13 protein-coding genes and 2 tRNA genes are annotated in these 16,860 nt (G+C 68.7%); 4 read left to right on the top strand and 11 right to left on the bottom strand.

Annotation, left to right across the window (positions count from 1 at the left end; translation table 11 throughout):
* Positions 1-24: 24 nt before the first annotated feature.
* Positions 25-101: transfer RNA gene (locus tag M9980_RS05525), tRNA-Arg, on the bottom strand.
* Between the two features lie 84 nt (positions 102-185).
* Here M9980_RS05525 and M9980_RS05530 point away from each other — a divergent pair.
* Positions 186-683 (top strand): hypothetical protein, encoded by a 498-nt coding sequence (locus M9980_RS05530; RefSeq protein WP_250754285.1) that lies wholly within the window; start codon positions 186-188, stop codon positions 681-683.
* 1 nt (position 684) lies between these two features.
* Here the strand turns inward: M9980_RS05530 and M9980_RS05535 are convergent, their stop codons facing one another.
* The 3 genes from M9980_RS05535 to hemB are packed head-to-tail and all read right to left on the bottom strand — an operon-like array spanning position 685 to position 4,423.
* Complete coding sequence (locus M9980_RS05535; RefSeq protein ID WP_250754287.1) at positions 685-2,910, bottom strand: spermidine synthase; 2,226 nt, start codon at positions 2,908-2,910, stop codon at positions 685-687.
* Positions 2,907-3,440: a GNAT family N-acetyltransferase gene (locus M9980_RS05540; RefSeq protein WP_250754289.1), complete on the bottom strand. Its 534-nt coding sequence runs from the start codon at positions 3,438-3,440 to the stop codon at positions 2,907-2,909. Before M9980_RS05540 ends, M9980_RS05535 begins: the two co-directional genes overlap by 4 nt.
* Complete coding sequence (gene hemB / locus M9980_RS05545) at positions 3,437-4,423, bottom strand: porphobilinogen synthase (RefSeq protein ID WP_250754291.1); 987 nt, start codon at positions 4,421-4,423, stop codon at positions 3,437-3,439. The genes M9980_RS05540 and hemB overlap by 4 nt, the downstream gene beginning before the upstream one ends.
* A gap of 80 nt (positions 4,424-4,503) precedes the next feature.
* Here hemB and M9980_RS05550 point away from each other — a divergent pair, with 80 nt between their 5' ends.
* Entirely contained in the window at positions 4,504-5,394 is an 891-nt protein-coding gene (locus tag M9980_RS05550) for a diacylglycerol/lipid kinase family protein (protein ID WP_250754293.1), read from the top strand.
* On the opposite strand, the gene M9980_RS05555 is transcribed toward M9980_RS05550, so the two are convergent.
* The 7 genes from M9980_RS05555 to M9980_RS05585 form a co-directional block, all read right to left on the bottom strand.
* Positions 5,378-6,811 carry an MATE family efflux transporter gene (locus tag M9980_RS05555; RefSeq protein ID WP_250754295.1) on the bottom strand — a complete coding sequence of 478 codons (1,434 nt, stop codon included), beginning with the start codon at positions 6,809-6,811 and terminating at the stop codon, positions 5,378-5,380. The genes M9980_RS05550 and M9980_RS05555 overlap by 17 nt on opposite strands.
* Positions 6,812-6,875: 64 nt before the next feature.
* Positions 6,876-9,629, bottom strand: coding sequence for a valine--tRNA ligase (locus tag M9980_RS05560; protein WP_250754297.1), 2,754 nt, complete (start codon positions 9,627-9,629; stop codon positions 6,876-6,878).
* Between the two features lie 59 nt (positions 9,630-9,688).
* Positions 9,689-11,785 (bottom strand): S9 family peptidase, encoded by a 2,097-nt coding sequence (locus tag M9980_RS05565; protein WP_250754299.1) that lies wholly within the window; start codon positions 11,783-11,785, stop codon positions 9,689-9,691.
* A gap of 58 nt (positions 11,786-11,843) precedes the next feature.
* Positions 11,844-12,386: a DUF2497 domain-containing protein gene (locus M9980_RS05570; protein WP_250754301.1), complete on the bottom strand. Its 543-nt coding sequence runs from the start codon at positions 12,384-12,386 to the stop codon at positions 11,844-11,846.
* Positions 12,387-12,423: 37 nt separating this feature from the next.
* A complete protein-coding gene (locus M9980_RS05575) occupies positions 12,424-13,980 on the bottom strand; it encodes a TolC family outer membrane protein (protein ID WP_422921387.1) in 1,557 nt (518 codons plus the stop codon).
* Positions 13,977-14,648 (bottom strand): protein-L-isoaspartate O-methyltransferase family protein, encoded by a 672-nt coding sequence (locus M9980_RS05580; RefSeq protein WP_250754304.1) that lies wholly within the window; start codon positions 14,646-14,648, stop codon positions 13,977-13,979. The genes M9980_RS05575 and M9980_RS05580 overlap by 4 nt, the downstream gene beginning before the upstream one ends.
* Positions 14,649-14,771: 123 nt before the next feature.
* Positions 14,772-14,845 (bottom strand) — tRNA-Cys (locus M9980_RS05585).
* Between the two features lie 132 nt (positions 14,846-14,977).
* On the opposite strand from M9980_RS05585, the gene M9980_RS05590 reads away from it, so the two are divergent.
* Positions 14,978-15,256, top strand: a complete 279-nt coding sequence (locus tag M9980_RS05590) for a PqqD family protein (RefSeq protein WP_250754306.1) — start codon at positions 14,978-14,980, stop codon at positions 15,254-15,256.
* Positions 15,253-16,860, top strand: a complete 1,608-nt coding sequence (locus M9980_RS05595) for a phytoene desaturase family protein (RefSeq protein ID WP_250754308.1) — start codon at positions 15,253-15,255, stop codon at positions 16,858-16,860. Before M9980_RS05590 ends, M9980_RS05595 begins: the two co-directional genes overlap by 4 nt.

The following is a 16,860-nucleotide window of genomic DNA, read 5'->3' on the forward strand; positions in this document are numbered from 1 at the left end:
CAGCGACGATGTGCAGGAAAACCATGGCGCGCCCGGAACGATTCGAACGTCCGACCCTCAGATTCGTAGTCTGATGCTCTATCCAGCTGAGCTACGGGCGCGCAATGGAGGTGGGCTGATAGAAGGGGTTTTCGGGGGATGCAACCCCGTTGCGTGAGAGAATTTGCACGCCTACCCCGGTGGCCATGTCGACCGCCCGTCTCGCCGCCCTCGCCCTCTCCGTCACGCTTGCATCCTGCGCCGCGCCGCGGGCCAATACCCCGTCGCTCGCGCCGCGCGCCGTCGAGGGGCGTGGCTTTGCCGAGCCCGAGCGGCCCGCCGCCGTCGCGACGCCGGATGCGACCCTCGACGCGACCATCGCCTCCCGCCGAAAAGAGTTCGACGCGGCAGCCGCCGATTTCGACCGGATCGTCGCGGCGCGCGGGCCGGCGGTGAAGGCCTGCGCGCGCGCGGCGGAGGGGACGCCCGCCTGGTTCGACGGCCAGACCGCGATCGGGGAGATCGGCCAGGCGCATGCCGCGATCGACACCGCGCTGGCCGCGATCGAATCGCTGGCGATCGCGCGAGCGGAGGCGCTGGCCCCGCCCTACCCCGCGCTCGATTCGGCGATCGCCGCGGCACAGGCCCGGTCGGACGCTGCGGCGGTCGCCGAGGAGCGGCTGCGCGCGCTGCTGCCCAACTGAGCTATCGCCAGCCCCGCAACAGCGGCAGGATCGTCGCGTAGTCATCGGTCCAGCCGACGAAACCCTTTCGCAGCCGCAGCGGTCGCCACGCGCCGCCTTGTGCGACCAGCGCGCCCAGCACCGCCGAATCGCGGCTGAGCGCAATCCAGTCCGACGTCGAGGCGGATGTGCCGTCGTCGATGCCGGGTTCGAACGTGATCTGCGCGCCGTACCAGCCGCCGCCCGCTCCCGCCGCCCCTACGACGGGTTCGAGGTCGAGGAAGCGGTTCGAAATATGGACGAGGAGCAGCCCGCGCGGCTGGAGCGCGCGGGCGTAGGTGGCGAAGGCCTCGCGCGTCATCAAATGCATCGGCACCGCGTCCGACGAAAAGGCGTCGAGCGCGAGCAGATCGAGCCCGCTGGTCGGCTGTTCCAGCAATTGCCGGCGCGCGTCGCCGACCACGATCGTGGCGTCCGGCGCGCACCGTGACAGGAAGCGGAACTTGGCCGGGTCTCGCGCGATCCGCACTACCGCGGGATCAATCTCGAAGAAACGCCAGTCCTGCCCCGGCTGTGCGTAGCAGGCGAGCGTCCCCGTCCCCAGACCGACCACGCCGATGCGCGCGTTGGGGCCGTACAACGCCGGCACCGCCATCATCGCGCGCCCGACCCCCGACCCCGGCGTATAGTAGCTCGTCGGCACGCGCTCTCGCAGCGGCGATCCGGTCAGCTCGACGCCGTGCAGCGTCGTACCGTGCGCCAGCGTCCGCACATCGGGATAGTCGCGGATCGTGTACACGCCGAAATAGCTGCGGGTGCGCTGGTCGCCCTGCATCGTGACTTCCAGCGCACGGTACCCGCCGAACAGGAAGAGCGCGCCGGCCAGCACGACGACATAGGAAATACGGGCGCCGACCGTCAGCACCCCGAGCACGGCGAGCGCCAGGAACGCGAAGTTCTCCGGCGTGTGCCCCAGCCATCCGCCGGGATTGCGCAGGCCGACGAGGATCAGCGCACCGGTCAGCGCCACGACCGCGGCGATGCGGATCGAACGCGGCCACCCCTCTACCCGCCAGAACCGCCCGACGAACGGTAGCAGGAACAGCTGCGGCGCCAGCGCGCCGGCGGCCAGGATCAGCAGCGGATATTCGTAGGTCCAGTCGAAAATCACCGGCGCCAGCAGCCCGGCGAACACCCCGCCCAGCGCGCCGCCGATCGCCATCGCCAGATAGAAGCCGGTCAGCCGGTCGGGTTCGGGCCTCAGCGCATACATTCGTGCGTGCAGCGCCACCGCGACCGCGAACAGCAGCAGGAGCGCCATCAATGCGTTCAGATACGGCGTGTCCTGCCGTCCGGCGATCACCGCGCCACCGAACAGCAGGATCATCACCGGCGCGAACGTCGTCACCAGCTTCGCGACCCTGCTATCGGCGGCGAAGGCGACCGTGAAGCTCAGCAGGTACAGCCCCAGCGGAAGCACCCACAGCAGCGGCACCGCGACGATATCGGTCGTCAGGAAGGTGGAGGTCGCCAGCATCAGGCCCGAGGGCACCGCTGCCAGCACGATCCAGTGCGCGACGCGTCGGCGCGGCGGCGGCGGGCTGACGGTGGCGGCTGCAGCGATCGCATCGTCGCCGCGCGGCAGTCGCCAGGCACACAGCGCAACCAGCGCGATCAGGAGCACATAGCCGCCGCTCCACACCAGGCTCTGCATCTTCAGCGCCAGCCCCGGCTCGACCAGCAGGGGATAGGCGATGAGCCCGCCGAAGCTGCCGACATTCGAGGCGGCGTAGAGGGCGTAGGGGTCGCGCCCCGGCTCGGCGAGCGCATACCATCGCTGCATCAGTGGCGCCTGCGCCGACACCGCGAAGAACAGCGGCCCGATCGACGCGCCCAGCAGCCACGGCACCCACAGCGCCGGCTCCGCCCCGGCGGGCATGCCGCTGGCGAACAGACCCAGGGGCAGCCACAGGGCGGCCAGCGCCAGCACGCCCAGATGGATCGTCGCGGCCCGCCGCTGCGACAGCGTCGCCAGCCAGTGCGCATAGGCATAGCCGCCGAGCAGCAGCGCCTGATACACCAGCATCGCCGAATTCCACACCGCCGGCGCCCCGCCGAGCTTGGGCAGCGCCATCCGCGCGACCATCGGCTGGACCAGGAACAGCAGGAACGACCCCGTCAGGATCGTCGCCACGAACAGCGCCCGGCGAGAGCGTACCGGCGCAACCCCGATCGCGGCGGCGGTCATGCCGGCCGGGCGATCCGGTAGGTTATGTGCCGCCGCAGCGGATCGTCCTCGGCCAGCGCGGGATGATCGAAGTCGCTGTCCGCGACGCGCGCCATGCCCAGCCGTTCCATCAGCCCCCAGCTGCGCGTGTTTGCCGCCACCGTGATCGCAAAGATTTCGCCCGCGTTGCCCTCCGACCACGCCCGGTCGATGCTCGCCTGCGCCGCTTCGCGCGCATAGCCCGCGCCCCAGGCATCGCGCCGCAATCGCCATCCGATTTCCGGCAGGTCGGCGATCGGGGTACCCGCGGGTCCGGGCTTGATGCCGCAGAATCCCAGGAACGCGCCGTCCGCGCGCCGCTCGATCGCCCAGAAGCACGTTCCTGTCGCGTCGAGCACCGCGTTCATCCGCTCCGCCGCCGCGGCACAATCCGCGCGCGACATTGCCGGGCCGATGAAGCGCATGACCTCCGCGTCCTGCCCCATCGCGTGAAACGGATCGATATCCGCCGCCCGCCAGCGGCGCAGCAGCAGTCGTTCAGTTTTGATCACGCCCCCAGCAGCCGCGCCGCATGCGCTGCGTGATAGGTCAGCACGCCCGAACAGCCCGCCCGCTTGAACGCCATCAGCGTCTCCAGCACCAGCGCGTCGCGGTCCCCCGCTCCCGCCGCTGCCGCCGCCTCGATCATCGCATATTCGCCGCTGACCTGGTACGCGAACACCGGGACGCCGAACTCCGCCTTCACCCGGACGATGATGTCGAGATAAGGGAGCCCCGGCTTCACCATCACGCTATCGGCGCCCTCGGCGATGTCGAGCGCGACTTCGCGGATCGCTTCCTCGGCGTTGGCGGGGTCCATCTGGTAGGTTTTCTTGTCGCCTTTCAGCAGCCCGCGGCTGCCGACCGCGTCGCGGAAAGGGCCGTAGAAACCGCTCGCATATTTGGCGGCATACGACATGATCTGCACATTGCCGTGGCCGGCGCCTTCGAGCCCCTCGCGGATCAGCCCGATGCGCCCATCCATCATGTCCGACGGCGCGACGATATCGGCCCCCGCCTCCGCCTGCACCAGCGCCTGACGCACCAGCACGTCGGCGGTGGCGTCATTCAGGACGTAGCCGGCGGCATCGACCAGCCCGTCGTGCCCGTGGCTGGTATAGGGGTCCAGCGCGACGTCGGTCAGCACGCCAACCTCGGGCACCGCGTCCTTGATGGCCTTCACCGCGCGGCACATCAGATTGTCCCGATTGAATGCCTCCGCCCCGTCGTCGCTGCGCAGGTGGGCGGGCGTGTTCGGGAACAAGGCGATGCACGGGATGCCTAGGTCGCGCGCCTCGCGCGTCCGCGCGACGATATTGGCAATCGACCAGCGCGACACGCCGGGCAGGCTGGCGATCGGCTCTTCGTCGGCGCCCTCGCTGACGAACAGCGGCCAGATCAGGTCGGCGGGGGTCAGGACGGTTTCGGCGTGCAGCCGGCGGCTCCAGGCGGAGGCGCGGGTGCGACGCAAGCGGAGCGCGGGATAATGCGACATGGGCAAGGGCTTTGCGCCCTGTGACGCGGTCGATCAAGCGTTACGCACCCGAAACCGCAACCCGTGCGTTGCGACGCACCATGACCAGCTTTTCCTCCGCCGCGCTCATCGTCAATGCCAAGTCCCGCAAGGGTCAGGCGCTGTTCAAACAGGCGTGCCAGGCGCTCGATGCGGTCGATTTTCCCGTCGATGCCCACGCCGTGGAGGATCCCGACCAGCTCGAGGCGACGATCGAGCGCGCGCTGGCGAAGAAGCCCGAGCTCGTCATCCTGGGCGGCGGGGATGGCACGATTTCGGGGCTGGTCGATCATCTGGTGGGCAAGGGCGTGACGCTGGGCGTGCTGCCGCTCGGGACCGCCAACAGCTTCTGCCGCACGCTCGGCATCCCGCTCGACATCCCCGGCGCGGTCGCGGTGATCCGGACCGGGCAGAAGCGTCGTATCGACCTGGGGATGATCGGCGACGATTATTTCGCCAATGCCGCGACGCTCGGCATCGCGCCGCAGATCGCCGAGACGGTGCCGCATAATCTGAAGAAATATCTCGGGCGGCTGGGCTATCTCAGCTGGGCGGCGATCCAGTTCCTGAAATTCCGCCCCTTCTGGCTGACCGTGGATGCGGGCGCCGGACCGCAGCATCTGAAGGTCGTCGAGGTCCGCATCGCCAACGGTCGGTTCCACGGCGGCGAGGAAATGATGGACGAGGCCGAGATCGACAGCGGCGACATCGTCATCGAATGCGTCCGCGGCCATTTCAAACGGCGCCTGGTCGCGAACTGGGCGGCGACGGTCCTGAAGTTGAAGGCGCGGCGTGAGGATATCGTCGTCTTCCGCGGCAAATCGCTGCGTATCGACACCAAACCGCGGCTGCCGATCTCGATCGACGGCGAAGTACTCGCCCACACCCCCGCCACCGTGAAGATCGCCGCCGCGGCGATCGACGTGATGGTGCCCGCTACGCCGTCGGCCTGACCATGCCCGCCGGCTCTGCGTCGGCGTGGGCCTGCTCCTCGCATTCGGCAGGCGCCACCATCAGCGCGCCGCGCCGCCAGTTGCCGTAACGATAATAAAGCGCCGCCATTACCAGATTGGCGACCGACCCGAGCGGGAAGCTCCACCACAGCGCATCGGCGCCCCACGACGGCAGGAACGCCGCGGCAAAGCCGATGCGGACCGGGTACATCGACACGAACAACATGACGAGCGGCGCCAGCACCGCGCCGTTCGCGCGCACGGTCGAGAAGAGCACCATCGTCGCGCCGAACAGGATGAAACCCCAGGCCGCGACCAGCTGGATATGCTCGGCGATCGGCATGGCCGCGCTGCCCTCACGCAGGAACAGCCCGAGCACCAGTCGGTCGAACACGGTGGTCACCGCGACCATCACCCCGGTCAGCGCCAGGTTGGTGATGAGGCCGGCGCGGGTGATCCGATCGACACGGTCCCATCGCCCCGCCCCGATATTCTGCGCCGCCATCGCGCTGACCGCCGCGCCGATCGCGAGCGCGGGCATCTGGATATAGGTCCACAGCTGTTGCGCGACACCGAACGCAGCGACCGTATCGACGCCCTGGCGATTAACCAAGCCCGCCATCGTCAGCCCCGCCGACGACATGACGAGCATCTGCGCGCCCATCGGCAGGCCCTTGGTGGTGATGACGCGGACCAGTGCCGGGTCGGGTCGAAGGTAGCCGAGTTCCGCTCTACGCAGCCTGAGCGGCAGGTCGCGCCAGTAAATATAGGCGATCAGCCCCAGCACCGACACGTGATTCGCGATCAGCGACGCGGTCGCCGACCCGGCGATGCCCATCTGCGGGAACGGCCCGATCCCAGCGATCAGGAACGGGTTCAGCCCGGCATCGATCGCGACGCTCAGCCCCATGAACCACAGGGGCGTCGTCGAATCGCCCGTACCGCGCAGCCCCATCATCAGCAGGACGCTCAGCATTGACGCCGGCAGGCTGAGGAAGATCACGCGCAGGTACGCAAGCGCCAGCGGAAACGCCCCGCCCGGCGTCGCCAGCAACGTCAGTATCTCGGGCGCGAACACCCAGCCGAGCGCCGCGATCACCGCCGCGCCGCCCAGCACCAGCGCCACCGCCGACCCGAACGCCCGCCGCGCCGCATCGATATCGCGCCGCCCGACCGCCTGCCCGACCAGAATCGTCGCCGCCATCCCGAACCCGAACACCGCGCCGAACATCAGGAACATGATGATGTTCGCGTTCGACGTTGCCGCCAGCGCCGCTTCGCCCAGGAAATGCCCGACCCAGATCGTGTTGATCGACCCGTTGAGCGATTGCAGCACGTTGCTGCCGAGCGTCGGCAACGCGAAGGCGAGGAGCGTGCCGGTGATCGGACCGGCAGTGAGGTCGCGTGGACGGGCCACGCCTATCCGTTCGTTTCGAGCGAAGTCGAGAAACGGGCTTCATTCGAAGCGAATGGGAGTCGGGTCATCCCAACCGCCCCAGCGCCGCCGTCAGCCGCTCGGCCTCCGCCGACTTTTCGGCATGATCGGCCCTGGCCTTCTCCACCGCCTCGGGCTTGGCGCGCTCGACGAAGCTTGCGTTGCCGAGGCGCCCAGCCAGCGCATCCCGCTCCTTCTCCGCCGTGGCAATCGCCTTGGTCAGGCGCGCACTTTCGGCGGCGAGGTCGATCGCACCATCAAGGGGCATGACCAATGTTCCGCCTTCGGCCGGAATGCGTAGGCATGCCCCGCCCCGCCCCCCTTCAACGGGTTGCCATGACACCCTAGTCAGCCGGGTGAAGACCGCATCGTGATCGGCCATACGTCGCGCGAACGCGTCGTCTGCATCCTCCGAATATCCGATCAGCCGCGCACCCGGCGGCACGTTCAACTCTGTCCGCGCCGCGCGGACCTCGCCGACGAGGCGGATCAGCCAGTCGATCTCCCGGCTCGCCTCCGGATCGAGCGCCCGCGCGTCCGCCATCGGCCATTTCGCGACGATCAGGTCGCACGACCGCTGGCCCATCGCGTGCCACAGTTCCTCGGTGATGAACGGCATGAACGGGTGGAGCAGCACCAGGATCTGGTCGAGCACCCAGCCGGCAACGGCGCGCGTCTCGTCCGCATCCGGCCCCTCGCCGCGTTCGCCCGGCGCGGGCGAAAGCACCGGCTTGATGAGCTCCAGATACCAGTCGCAGAAGCGGCTCCACACGAACTGGTAGATCGCGTCCGCCGCCCCGTCGAAGCGATAGTCCGCCAGCGCCAGGTCGACCGCCTGGATGGCCTGAACCGTCTCGCCGATGATCCATTTGTTGACGGCCAGCGTCGCCGCGGGCGGCTCGATTTGCGCACTCGCGCCGATGCCGTTCGACTGGCAGAAGCGGCTGGCGTTCCACAGCTTCGTCGCGAAGTTGCGATACCCCTCGACCCGCTTCTCATCCATCTTGATGTCGCGGCCCTGGCTCTCCATCGCCGCCATGAAGAACCGCAGCGCATCGGCGCCGTAGCTGTCGATCAGCCCGAGCGGGTTGACGACATTGCCCTTCGACTTGGACATCTTCTGCCCGTCCGCCGCACGGACGAGACCGTGGAGGTAGAGCGTGCGGAACGGCACGTCCTTCAGGAAATGCATCCCCTGCATAATCATCCGCGCATCCCAGAAGAACAGGATATCGAAGCCGGAAATCAACACGTCGTTGGGATAGCGACGCTGCCATTCTGGGGATTTAAGCGCACCCCCACCCCCGTTCGTGTCGAGCGAAGTCGAGACACGTGTCCCAATCGCAGGTTTCTCGACTTCGCTCGAAACGAGCGGGCTTTGTGTGTCAGGCCAACCCATCGTCGCGAACGGCCAAAGCGCGGACGAAAACCACGTATCCAGCACGTCCGGATCACGCGTGAGCGTCACGCCCTCCCCGGCCTGCGCCTGCGCCTCGGCTTCGGTTTCCGCGACATAGGCGTTGCCGTCGGCGTCGAACCACGCCGGGATCTGGTGCCCCCACCACAGCTGCCGGCTCACGCACCACGGCTGGATGTTCTCCATCCAGTTGAAGAAGGTCTTTTCCCACGTCTTCGGTACGATCTTGATCGCGCCCGACCGCACCGCCTCGATCGCCGGCTTGGCGAGCGTGGCCGCATCGACGTACCATTGGTCGGTCAGCCACGGCTCGATCACCACGCCCGATCGGTCGCCGTACGGGGTCTGGATCACGCGGTCCTCGACGCGTTCTAGGAAGCCGGCGCCGTCGAGCATCTCGACCACGCGTTTGCGCGCCTCGAACCGGTCGAGGCCGAGCAGTTCCTCGGGAATGTCGCCACACTGGACGATCCGGCCCGCGCCATCGAGCATGTTGAGCATGTCGCGGGCGGCGATGCCGGCGCGCTTGCCCACCTCGAAATCGTTGAAGTCATGCCCCGGCGTGATCTTCACCGCGCCCGATCCCAGTTCGGGATCGGCATGTTCATCGGTCACGATCGGGATCAGCCGCCCGGTGATCGGCAGGCGCACCTTCTTGCCGACCAGCGCGGCATAGCGTTCGTCCGACGGGTTCACCGCCACCGCCATGTCGGCGAGCATCGTCTCGGGCCGCGTCGTCGCGACCGAGATGAAGCCGCTGCCATCCTCCAGCGGGTAGCGCAGATGCCAGAACTTGCCCTGCATCTCGCGCGTCTCGACCTCAAGGTCGCTGATCGCGGTGCCGAGGCCCGGATCCCAGTTCACCAGCCGCTTGTCGCGGTACAGCAGCCCCTCTTTGTGCAGGTCCACGAAGACCTTCAGGACGGCCTTCGAAAAGCCCTCGTCCATCGTGAACCGCTCGTTCGCCCAGTCCATCGAACAGCCGAGGCGGCGCAGCTGCGACGTAATCTCGCCGCCGCTTTCCGCCTTCCATTCCCAGACCTTCGCGATGAAGTCCTCGCGCGACAGGTCGGTGCGCTTCTGGCCGACCGCATTCATCTGGCGCTCCACCACCATCTGCGTGGCGATGCCGGCATGGTCGGTGCCGACCACCCACAACGCATCCTTGCCCTGCAACCGCGCGTGGCGGACGAGGATGTCCTGCAACGTGTTATCGAGCGCGTGGCCGATGTGGAGCGAGCCGGTGACGTTTGGCGGCGGATTGACGATCGTCCACGGCTCCGCACCCGGACGGCCGGGGCGAAACTGGCCGCCGTCTTCCCAATGGGCGTACCATTTGGCTTCGATGGCGGCGGGGTCGAAAGTCTTGGCGAGTTCGGTCATGGGGGCGCTTTAAGCGAGGTAAGGCGCCTCGCACCACCCCCATGTCACGAACCCGGTCGTCACTTCGGCGGGCAGGGCTTGTCCTCGCAGGTCCGCACGACAACTTCGCCCTTGCCGGTCCACCGGTTCAGCCAGCCCAGCACCTCGCCATACCATTGCCGCGAGTTCTTCGCCTTCAGCACCCAGTGGTTCTCGTCCGGGAACACCACCAGCTTCGACGGAATGTCGCGCCGCTGGAGCGCGGTGAAGCTCGCCAGCCCCTGCGTGTACGGGATGCGGAAATCCTTCTCGCCGGTGATGACCAGCATCGGCGTCTTCCACTTGGCGACGTGGTTGACCGGGTTCCACTTTTCGAACGCCTGCGGATCCTCGTAATAGGTCTTGCCGCCGTGTTCCCACTCGTCGAACCACAGCTCCTCGGTCTCGTACGCCATCGCGCGCGCATCGAAGACGCCGTCATGCTGGACGATGCATTTGAAGCGATCGGGCCACTGGCCCTCGATCCAGTTCATCATGTAGCCGCCGTAGGACGCGCCCAATGCGCAGGCGTTGTCACCGTCGAGCCAGCCGAACTTCGTCGTCGCCGCGGACAAGCCCTTTTGCAGATCCTCGAGCGGCCAGCCGCCCCAGTTATTCTGGATCGCGTCGGTGAAGGCCTGACCGTACCCCGTCGACCCGTGGAAATCGACCGCGACCAGGCCGAAGCCCGCGCCCGCGAACACCGCCGGGTTCCAGCGGTAGGACCAGCTGTTGTTGCTCGACCCCTGCGGCCCGCCGTGAACCATGAACGCTACCGGCACCTTGCCGGTCGAGCCGGCGGGCTTCACCGCATAGCCCCAGACGGTGTCGTTGTTCGCGCCCTTGAAATTGAAGCGCGTGACGGTCGGCATGTCGATGCCGGCCAGCTTGTCGGCGTTGACATTGGTCAGCCGCTTTGCCGCGCCCTTGGCGGGCAGCAGGTAGAAATCGTCGGGCGCGGTCAGGCTGTTCATCGCGAACACCGTGGCGCCGCCCGTGACGGGTGCCATCGCGGTGACGTTGCCGAGCTGGGTCAGCCGCGTCGCCTTCCCGCTCGCCGGATCGACCGACCAGATCGGGTTCTCCTGCGTGTCCTCGGCGGTCACCAGAATGCGCTTACCGTCCGCCGACCAGCCGATCGCCCCGACCGAGCGGTCCCAGTTGTCGGTCAGCGCGCGGACCTGGCCGGTGCGCAGGTCGCGCAGCATCAGCGTGAACTTGTCGGCTTCGTAAGTCGGACGCTTCATTGCCGCATAGGCAAGCCAGCGACCGTCGGGCGACACGCTCGGGAAATTGTCGGTCGCATCGTTGTCGGCGGTCAGGTTCACAGGAGCCGCCGATCCGTCGGCGGGCGCGGAAAAGATATCGAGGTTGGTCGACGTCGCCTCGATCCGCCCAGCCTCGCGCAGCGCGAAAAAGACGGTGCGGCCATCGGCGCTCCAGTCGATTTCCTCACCGCCCCCGAACGGCTTGGACGGAGTGTCACCCATCAACCGACCGCCGATCGCGGTGCCGTCTCCCGGCGCGCCGTCGATGCCGAGCGGCAGCACGAACAGCTGCGACCGGTCGCCGCTTGCCCAAGTGTCCCAGTGGCGCACGAACAACTTGTCGTAGAGGCGCGCGGAGCCCGCGTTCGCGTCCTTCTTCTCCATCGCAGGGGCGAGCGTCGGCGCGCCAGGCTTGCGGTCGGCCCAGATCAGGATCTTGTCCCCGGTCGGCGCGACCTTGAACCCGCCGAAGCCGCCCTGGAAGCCGGTGAGCTTGCGCGGCGCGCCGCCGGCCAGCGGCACCGACCAGACGGCATCGTCGCCGCCCTTGTCCGACTGGAAATACACCGTCTCGCCGACGATCTGCGGGCCGGTTTCGTTGACGTCGGCCTCCGCCGCCAGCTTTTCCGGCTTCGCGCCTTTACGCTTGAGGTCGAGCCGCCAGAGGTCGAACCGCCCGCGGTTGGCGGCAAGGTCGGTTTCGCGCTGCTGCCAGACCAGCCAGCGTCCGTCCTTGGACACGGTCGGAGCGGCGACGCGCGACAGCGTCGTCACGTCGTCGATGGTCAGCTGACGCGCTGTGGCGGGGGTAGCGACCGCGACCGTGACGGCGGCGGTGGCGAGCAGGGCTGCGTGCAAGGGCTTTATCATGGGCGCAATGACTAAGCGAAGCCGCGCCAGTTGCAAGCCGGGCTTTACCGGCGCGTCGTCAGGCGCCCCGGTCGGAGATACGCGCGATCTCACGCGCGACCATCGTCTCGACGATCTGGGGCAGTTGCGCGTCGAGCCATTCGCGCAGCATCGGGCGCAGCATCTCGCGCACCATCCCCTCCAGCGTGTCGCTGCCGGCGACATCGGGCTTCACAATCAGCCGCGACAGCGCCTCCAGCGGGCCGCGGCTCGCCTCGGCGGCATTGGCCGACAGGATCGATTCGCTGCGCGGTGCAGGGCGCGGTCCGGGCGTGCGAAGTTCCGGGGCGCGGGGTGCCGGCGCGTCGGCGGCGATCGGCGGCTCCGGGCGCACGACTTCGCGCGGCGGCAACGCATCGGCGGCGGGGAACGGCACGCGCTCGTGCAGTTCCAGCACCTCGTCGATGTCGCGGTCCAGGTCGCGCTCGGCATCGCGGGCGGACGTCGTGCGCGCCGCCCGGCGGCTGCGCGCAGCTGCGGGGGCGCTCTCGCTTTCCTCGATCACGCGTTTGATCGAGGAAAGGATTTCCTCCATCGTCGGCTCGCTGCTGACATCCCCCATGTCGTGTTCCTGCCGCAAAATGTCGCCGAAAAGATGCTTAACGGCGAACACCTGCGGGATTGGAGGGGCGCGTGTCAACCGGGCGCTGTGCCGGCATCGTCGCCGCGGGGCGCTGGAGCGCGGGATCGGCGAGCGCCGGATCGACCGTCACCGCCGGCGTCTGCGCCGCGGTGTCGCTGGTGCGGGTTGCCACCGGTGCCGGCTCTCCATCGCTGCCGAAATCGCTGATGCGACGGCGAACGCGGTCGTAGTTGACGACCGGATCGTAGAGCGGCCCGCCATCGAGGTTCAGGTCGCGCGCCTCGGCCTTGCCCATCGCCGCCAGCAGCGCGAAGCCCGCGACATAGGCGTTGCGCCGCGCGCTGACGAGCGTGACCTGCGAGTTCAGCAATTCCTGCTCGGCGTTCAGGATGTCGAGGATCGTGCGCGTGCCGACGCTGTTCTCGGCGCGGACGCCCTCCAGGCTCAGCTTGTTCGCGTCGACCGCGATCTCGCTCGATCGGATCACCTGCAGCGACGACTGCCAGTTGGCGTAGGCAGAGCGGGTGCGCGCGATCACGAAGCGTTCGGTGTCGGTCACCTGCTCGATCGCCGCCGATCGCCGCGCCTCGGCCTGGCGCACCTGCGCCGCCGGGCGCCCGCCTTGGAACAGCGGCAGCGACAGATTCACGCCACCGGTCAAGCCCAGCGAATCGTTGCGGAAACCGGCGAGCGCGGCCTGGTTACCCACCGAGCCGAGGTAGTTCTGATACGCCGACCCGACGCTGACGCTGACGCGCGGCAGGCGCTGCGATTTCGCCACGGCGATGTCGTAGCGGGTGGCGTCGCGCTGCTTGCTGGCCGCATCCAGATCGGGATTGTTCGCCATCGCCACCTGCACCGCGCTCTGCGGATCGGTCGGCAAATTGGGGAGCGTCGGCGGGGGCGACAGCGCGCCCGGGGGCGAACCGACGACCCGCACATAGGTTTCGCGGCTGCCGACCAGCGTCGCCTCGGCACTGCGCAGCTGCCCCTCGGCCAGCGAATAGCGCGCCTCCGACTGGGCGACATCGGTGCGGGTCAGGTCGCCGACTTCGAACCGGTCGCGCGCGGCTTGCAGATTGGTCTGGAGCACGCGGACGTTCAGCTGATTGAGGCGCACGATCGCCTCATCGCGGATGACGTCGTTGTAGGCGGCGACGACCTGCGTGAACACGTCCGCCTCGGTACCGCGCAACGTCGCGCGACCGGCCTCGACGCGCGTCTCCGCCGCCCGCACCGACCCGCGCACCGCGCCGCCGGTATAGACCGGCACGCTCAGGTCGACCCGCGCCGTCGCCGATCGCAACGGCCCCGCGCCGCCGGCGGTGTCATAGAGATTCTCGCTATAGCCGCCGCCCGAGGTGACGCCCGGCAGGCCCGCGGCGCGGGCGATCGGCACATTCTCGTCGTTCGCGCGCTGGGTCGCGCGCTGGGCGGTGATCGTCGGGTTGGTCTTGTACGCCTCGACCAGCGCGTCGCGCAGCGTCGTGGTCTGGGCGGTCGCGGGCGTCGCGCCGGCCAGACACAGGATCGCGCTCGCCGCGGTCGATAGAAGAATGCGTCGCATGGTCATCCTGCAAATTGGAACGTGCGCGGCCGGGCAAACCCCGGCAGCACCACGCAATCGATGTCGGCAAAGGGTTCGAGCACGACCGCACCCGCGCCGCGCACTCCGGTCGCCAGCCGGGTCACGCCGCGGTCGCTGAGGCCCGCGACGATCCGGCCGCCGGGGCGAACCTGATCGGTCAGGCTTGCGGGCAGCGCCTCGACCGCGCCGTCCACCACCAGCACGTCGAACGGCGCCGATTCGGGTGCGCCAGCCTCCAGCGCGCCGTTCACCACGGTCACGCCGGGCACTTCGGCCAGCGCCATCGTCGCTGCCGCGGCCAGATCTCCATCGCTCTCGACCGCCACGACGCTTGCGGCCAGTCGCGCCAGCACCGCCGCCGTGTAGCCGCCCGCCGTGCCGATCAGCAGCACGCGGTCCCCGCTCTCGATCCGCGCCTCGGTCAGCAGGCGCCCGGTCGTCAGCGGCGCGTTCTGCCGGCGCCCGCTGGCCAGCGCCAGCGGCGTGTCGCGGTACGCGACCGCGGCATTCTGCGCGCCCACGAATTCCTCACGCGGCACCGCCGCCATCGCCGCGATCACGCGCGTGTCGTTCACGGCGCTGGTGCGCAGCTGGCTCGCGACCATCGCCTGGCGGGCGGTATCGAAACCGGTGGGTGCAATCGAAGCCATCATCGTCTCCGGTGTCGCACAACCGTGTTAGTCATGCAATACAGTTGTTGATCCGCCCATCGCCCTATCGCGCAGCCGCGCGCTCGCCAAGCCTTGGGAATGCACCGATGTCGGGAAGTGCACCGCTGGAGGCCCGACCGGGAATCGAACCCGGGTGCACGGATTTGCAGTCCGCTGCGTCACCACTCCGCCATCGGGCCTCGATACGGTGGAGGCGGGCAGATGCGCAGGAACGCCCGCCCTGTCAACCGCGTCGACATCAACCGCGCCGACGGATTGCGCGCGGCGGCCCGGTGCCCCTAGAGATGCGCAACCCATTGTCGGAGGATCGCTTGTCCCAGGATTACAACGTCGCGCGCAACGCCGGACTGCTCGAGGCGGAGGTCGATGGCGAACTGCTCGGCCTGCATGTCGACAAGGGCGCCTGCTACGGCTTCAACCCCACCGCGACGCGGGTGTGGGCATTGATCGAGACGCCGACGACGCTCACCGCGCTGTGCGAGACGCTGGCGCAGGAATTCGCGGTCGATCCCGCGGACGCGCAGCCCGACGTGCTGGCGATGCTGCGCGATCTGGAGCGCGAGGGGCTGGTGACGCTCACCCCGGCATGACCGCGCGCTACGACGCGGTCGTCGTCGGCGCCGGCCACAACGGGCTGGTCTGCGCCTTCTACCTCGCGCGCGCAGGCCTGAAGGTCTGCGTCGTCGAGGCGCGCGGCGTCGTCGGCGGCTCTGCGGTGACCGAGGAAATTGCCCCCGGCTTCCGCAACTCGACCGCCAGCTACACCGTCAGCCTGCTGCAGCCGCGGGTCATCGCCGACATGGCGCTCCACGACCACGGCTACCGTGCGGTGCTGCGTCCGGTCGCCAATTTCCTGCCGCTGCCCTCGGGCGAATCGCTGACGATGGGCGGCTCGGCGCAGCGCACCCGCGCCGAAGTCGCGAAGTTCTCAGCCCGCGACGCCGACGCGCTCGAACCCTACGGCGAATCGCTCGACCGGATTGCCGACGTCATCCGCGACCTCGCACTCGAAATCCCGCCCAACATCGGCGACGGCGCTGCCACCCTGTTCGACGCCGCCCGCCAGGGGCGCCGCTTCGCGCGCCTGGGGATCGAGAGTCAGCGCGACCTGATCGACCTGTTCACCAGGAGCGCGCGCGAGTTGCTCGACCGCTGGTTTGAGAGCGATCCGGTGAAGGCGGTGTTCGGTTTCGACGCCGTCGTCGGCAACCACGCCGGGCCGAGCACGCCGGGATCGGCCTATGTCCTGCTCCACCATGTGTTCGGCGAGGTGAACGGTGCGCGCGGCGCATGGGGCCACGCGATCGGCGGCATGGGCGCGATCACGCAGGCGATGGCATCGGCCTGCCGCACCGCCGGGGTCGAAATCCGTCTCGAAACACCCGTCGCGAAGGTGCTCGTCGATGGCGGCAAGACCGCTGGCATAAAACTCGTTTCGAGTGAGGAAATCGCCGCGCCGCTGGTCGTCGCCAACGTCGGGCCGAAGCCCTTGTACGAGCGACTGGTCGATCCGTCCGACTTGCCCGCCGACTTCCGCACCCGCATCGCCGGCTATGCGGTCGGCTCGGGCACGTTGCGCATGAACGTCGCGCTGTCTGCGCTGCCCAGCTTCACCGCCAAGCCCGGAGTCGGCGAGCATCTGTCCGCCGGCATCATCCTCGCCCCCAGCCTCGACTATATGGATGCCGCGTTCGACGAGGCGCGGGCCGACGGGTGGAGCCGCAATCCGGTGGTCGAGATGCTGATCCCCTCGACCCTCGACGACAGCCTCGCCCCGCCCGGCGCGCATGTCGCCAGCCTGTTCTGCCAGGGCTTCTCCCCCACCCTGCCCGCCGGGCGCGACTGGGACAACGAGCGCGATGGCGCCGCCGATGCCGTACTGGCGGTCGTCGAACGCTACGCGCCCGGCTTCACCGCATCGGTGGTGGCGCGGCAAATCCACACCCCGCTGGACCTCGAACGCAAGTTCGGGCTTGCCGGCGGCGACATCTTCCACGGGCGCATGAGCCTCGACCAATTGTGGAGCGCGCGCCCCGTGCTGGGCCACGGCAGCTACCGCGCGCCGATCGCCGGCCTCTGGATGTGCGGCGCCGGCACGCATCCCGGCGGCGGCGTCACCGGGGCGCCGGGGCACAATGCGGCCAAGGCGATCCTGCGGTCGCGCGGTCTTGGCGGGTGGTGGCGACGCGGCTAG

The sequence above is a fragment of the Sphingomonas donggukensis genome (genome assembly GCF_023674425.1).
GTDB classification, from domain to species: Bacteria; Pseudomonadota; Alphaproteobacteria; order Sphingomonadales; family Sphingomonadaceae; genus Sphingomonas; species Sphingomonas donggukensis.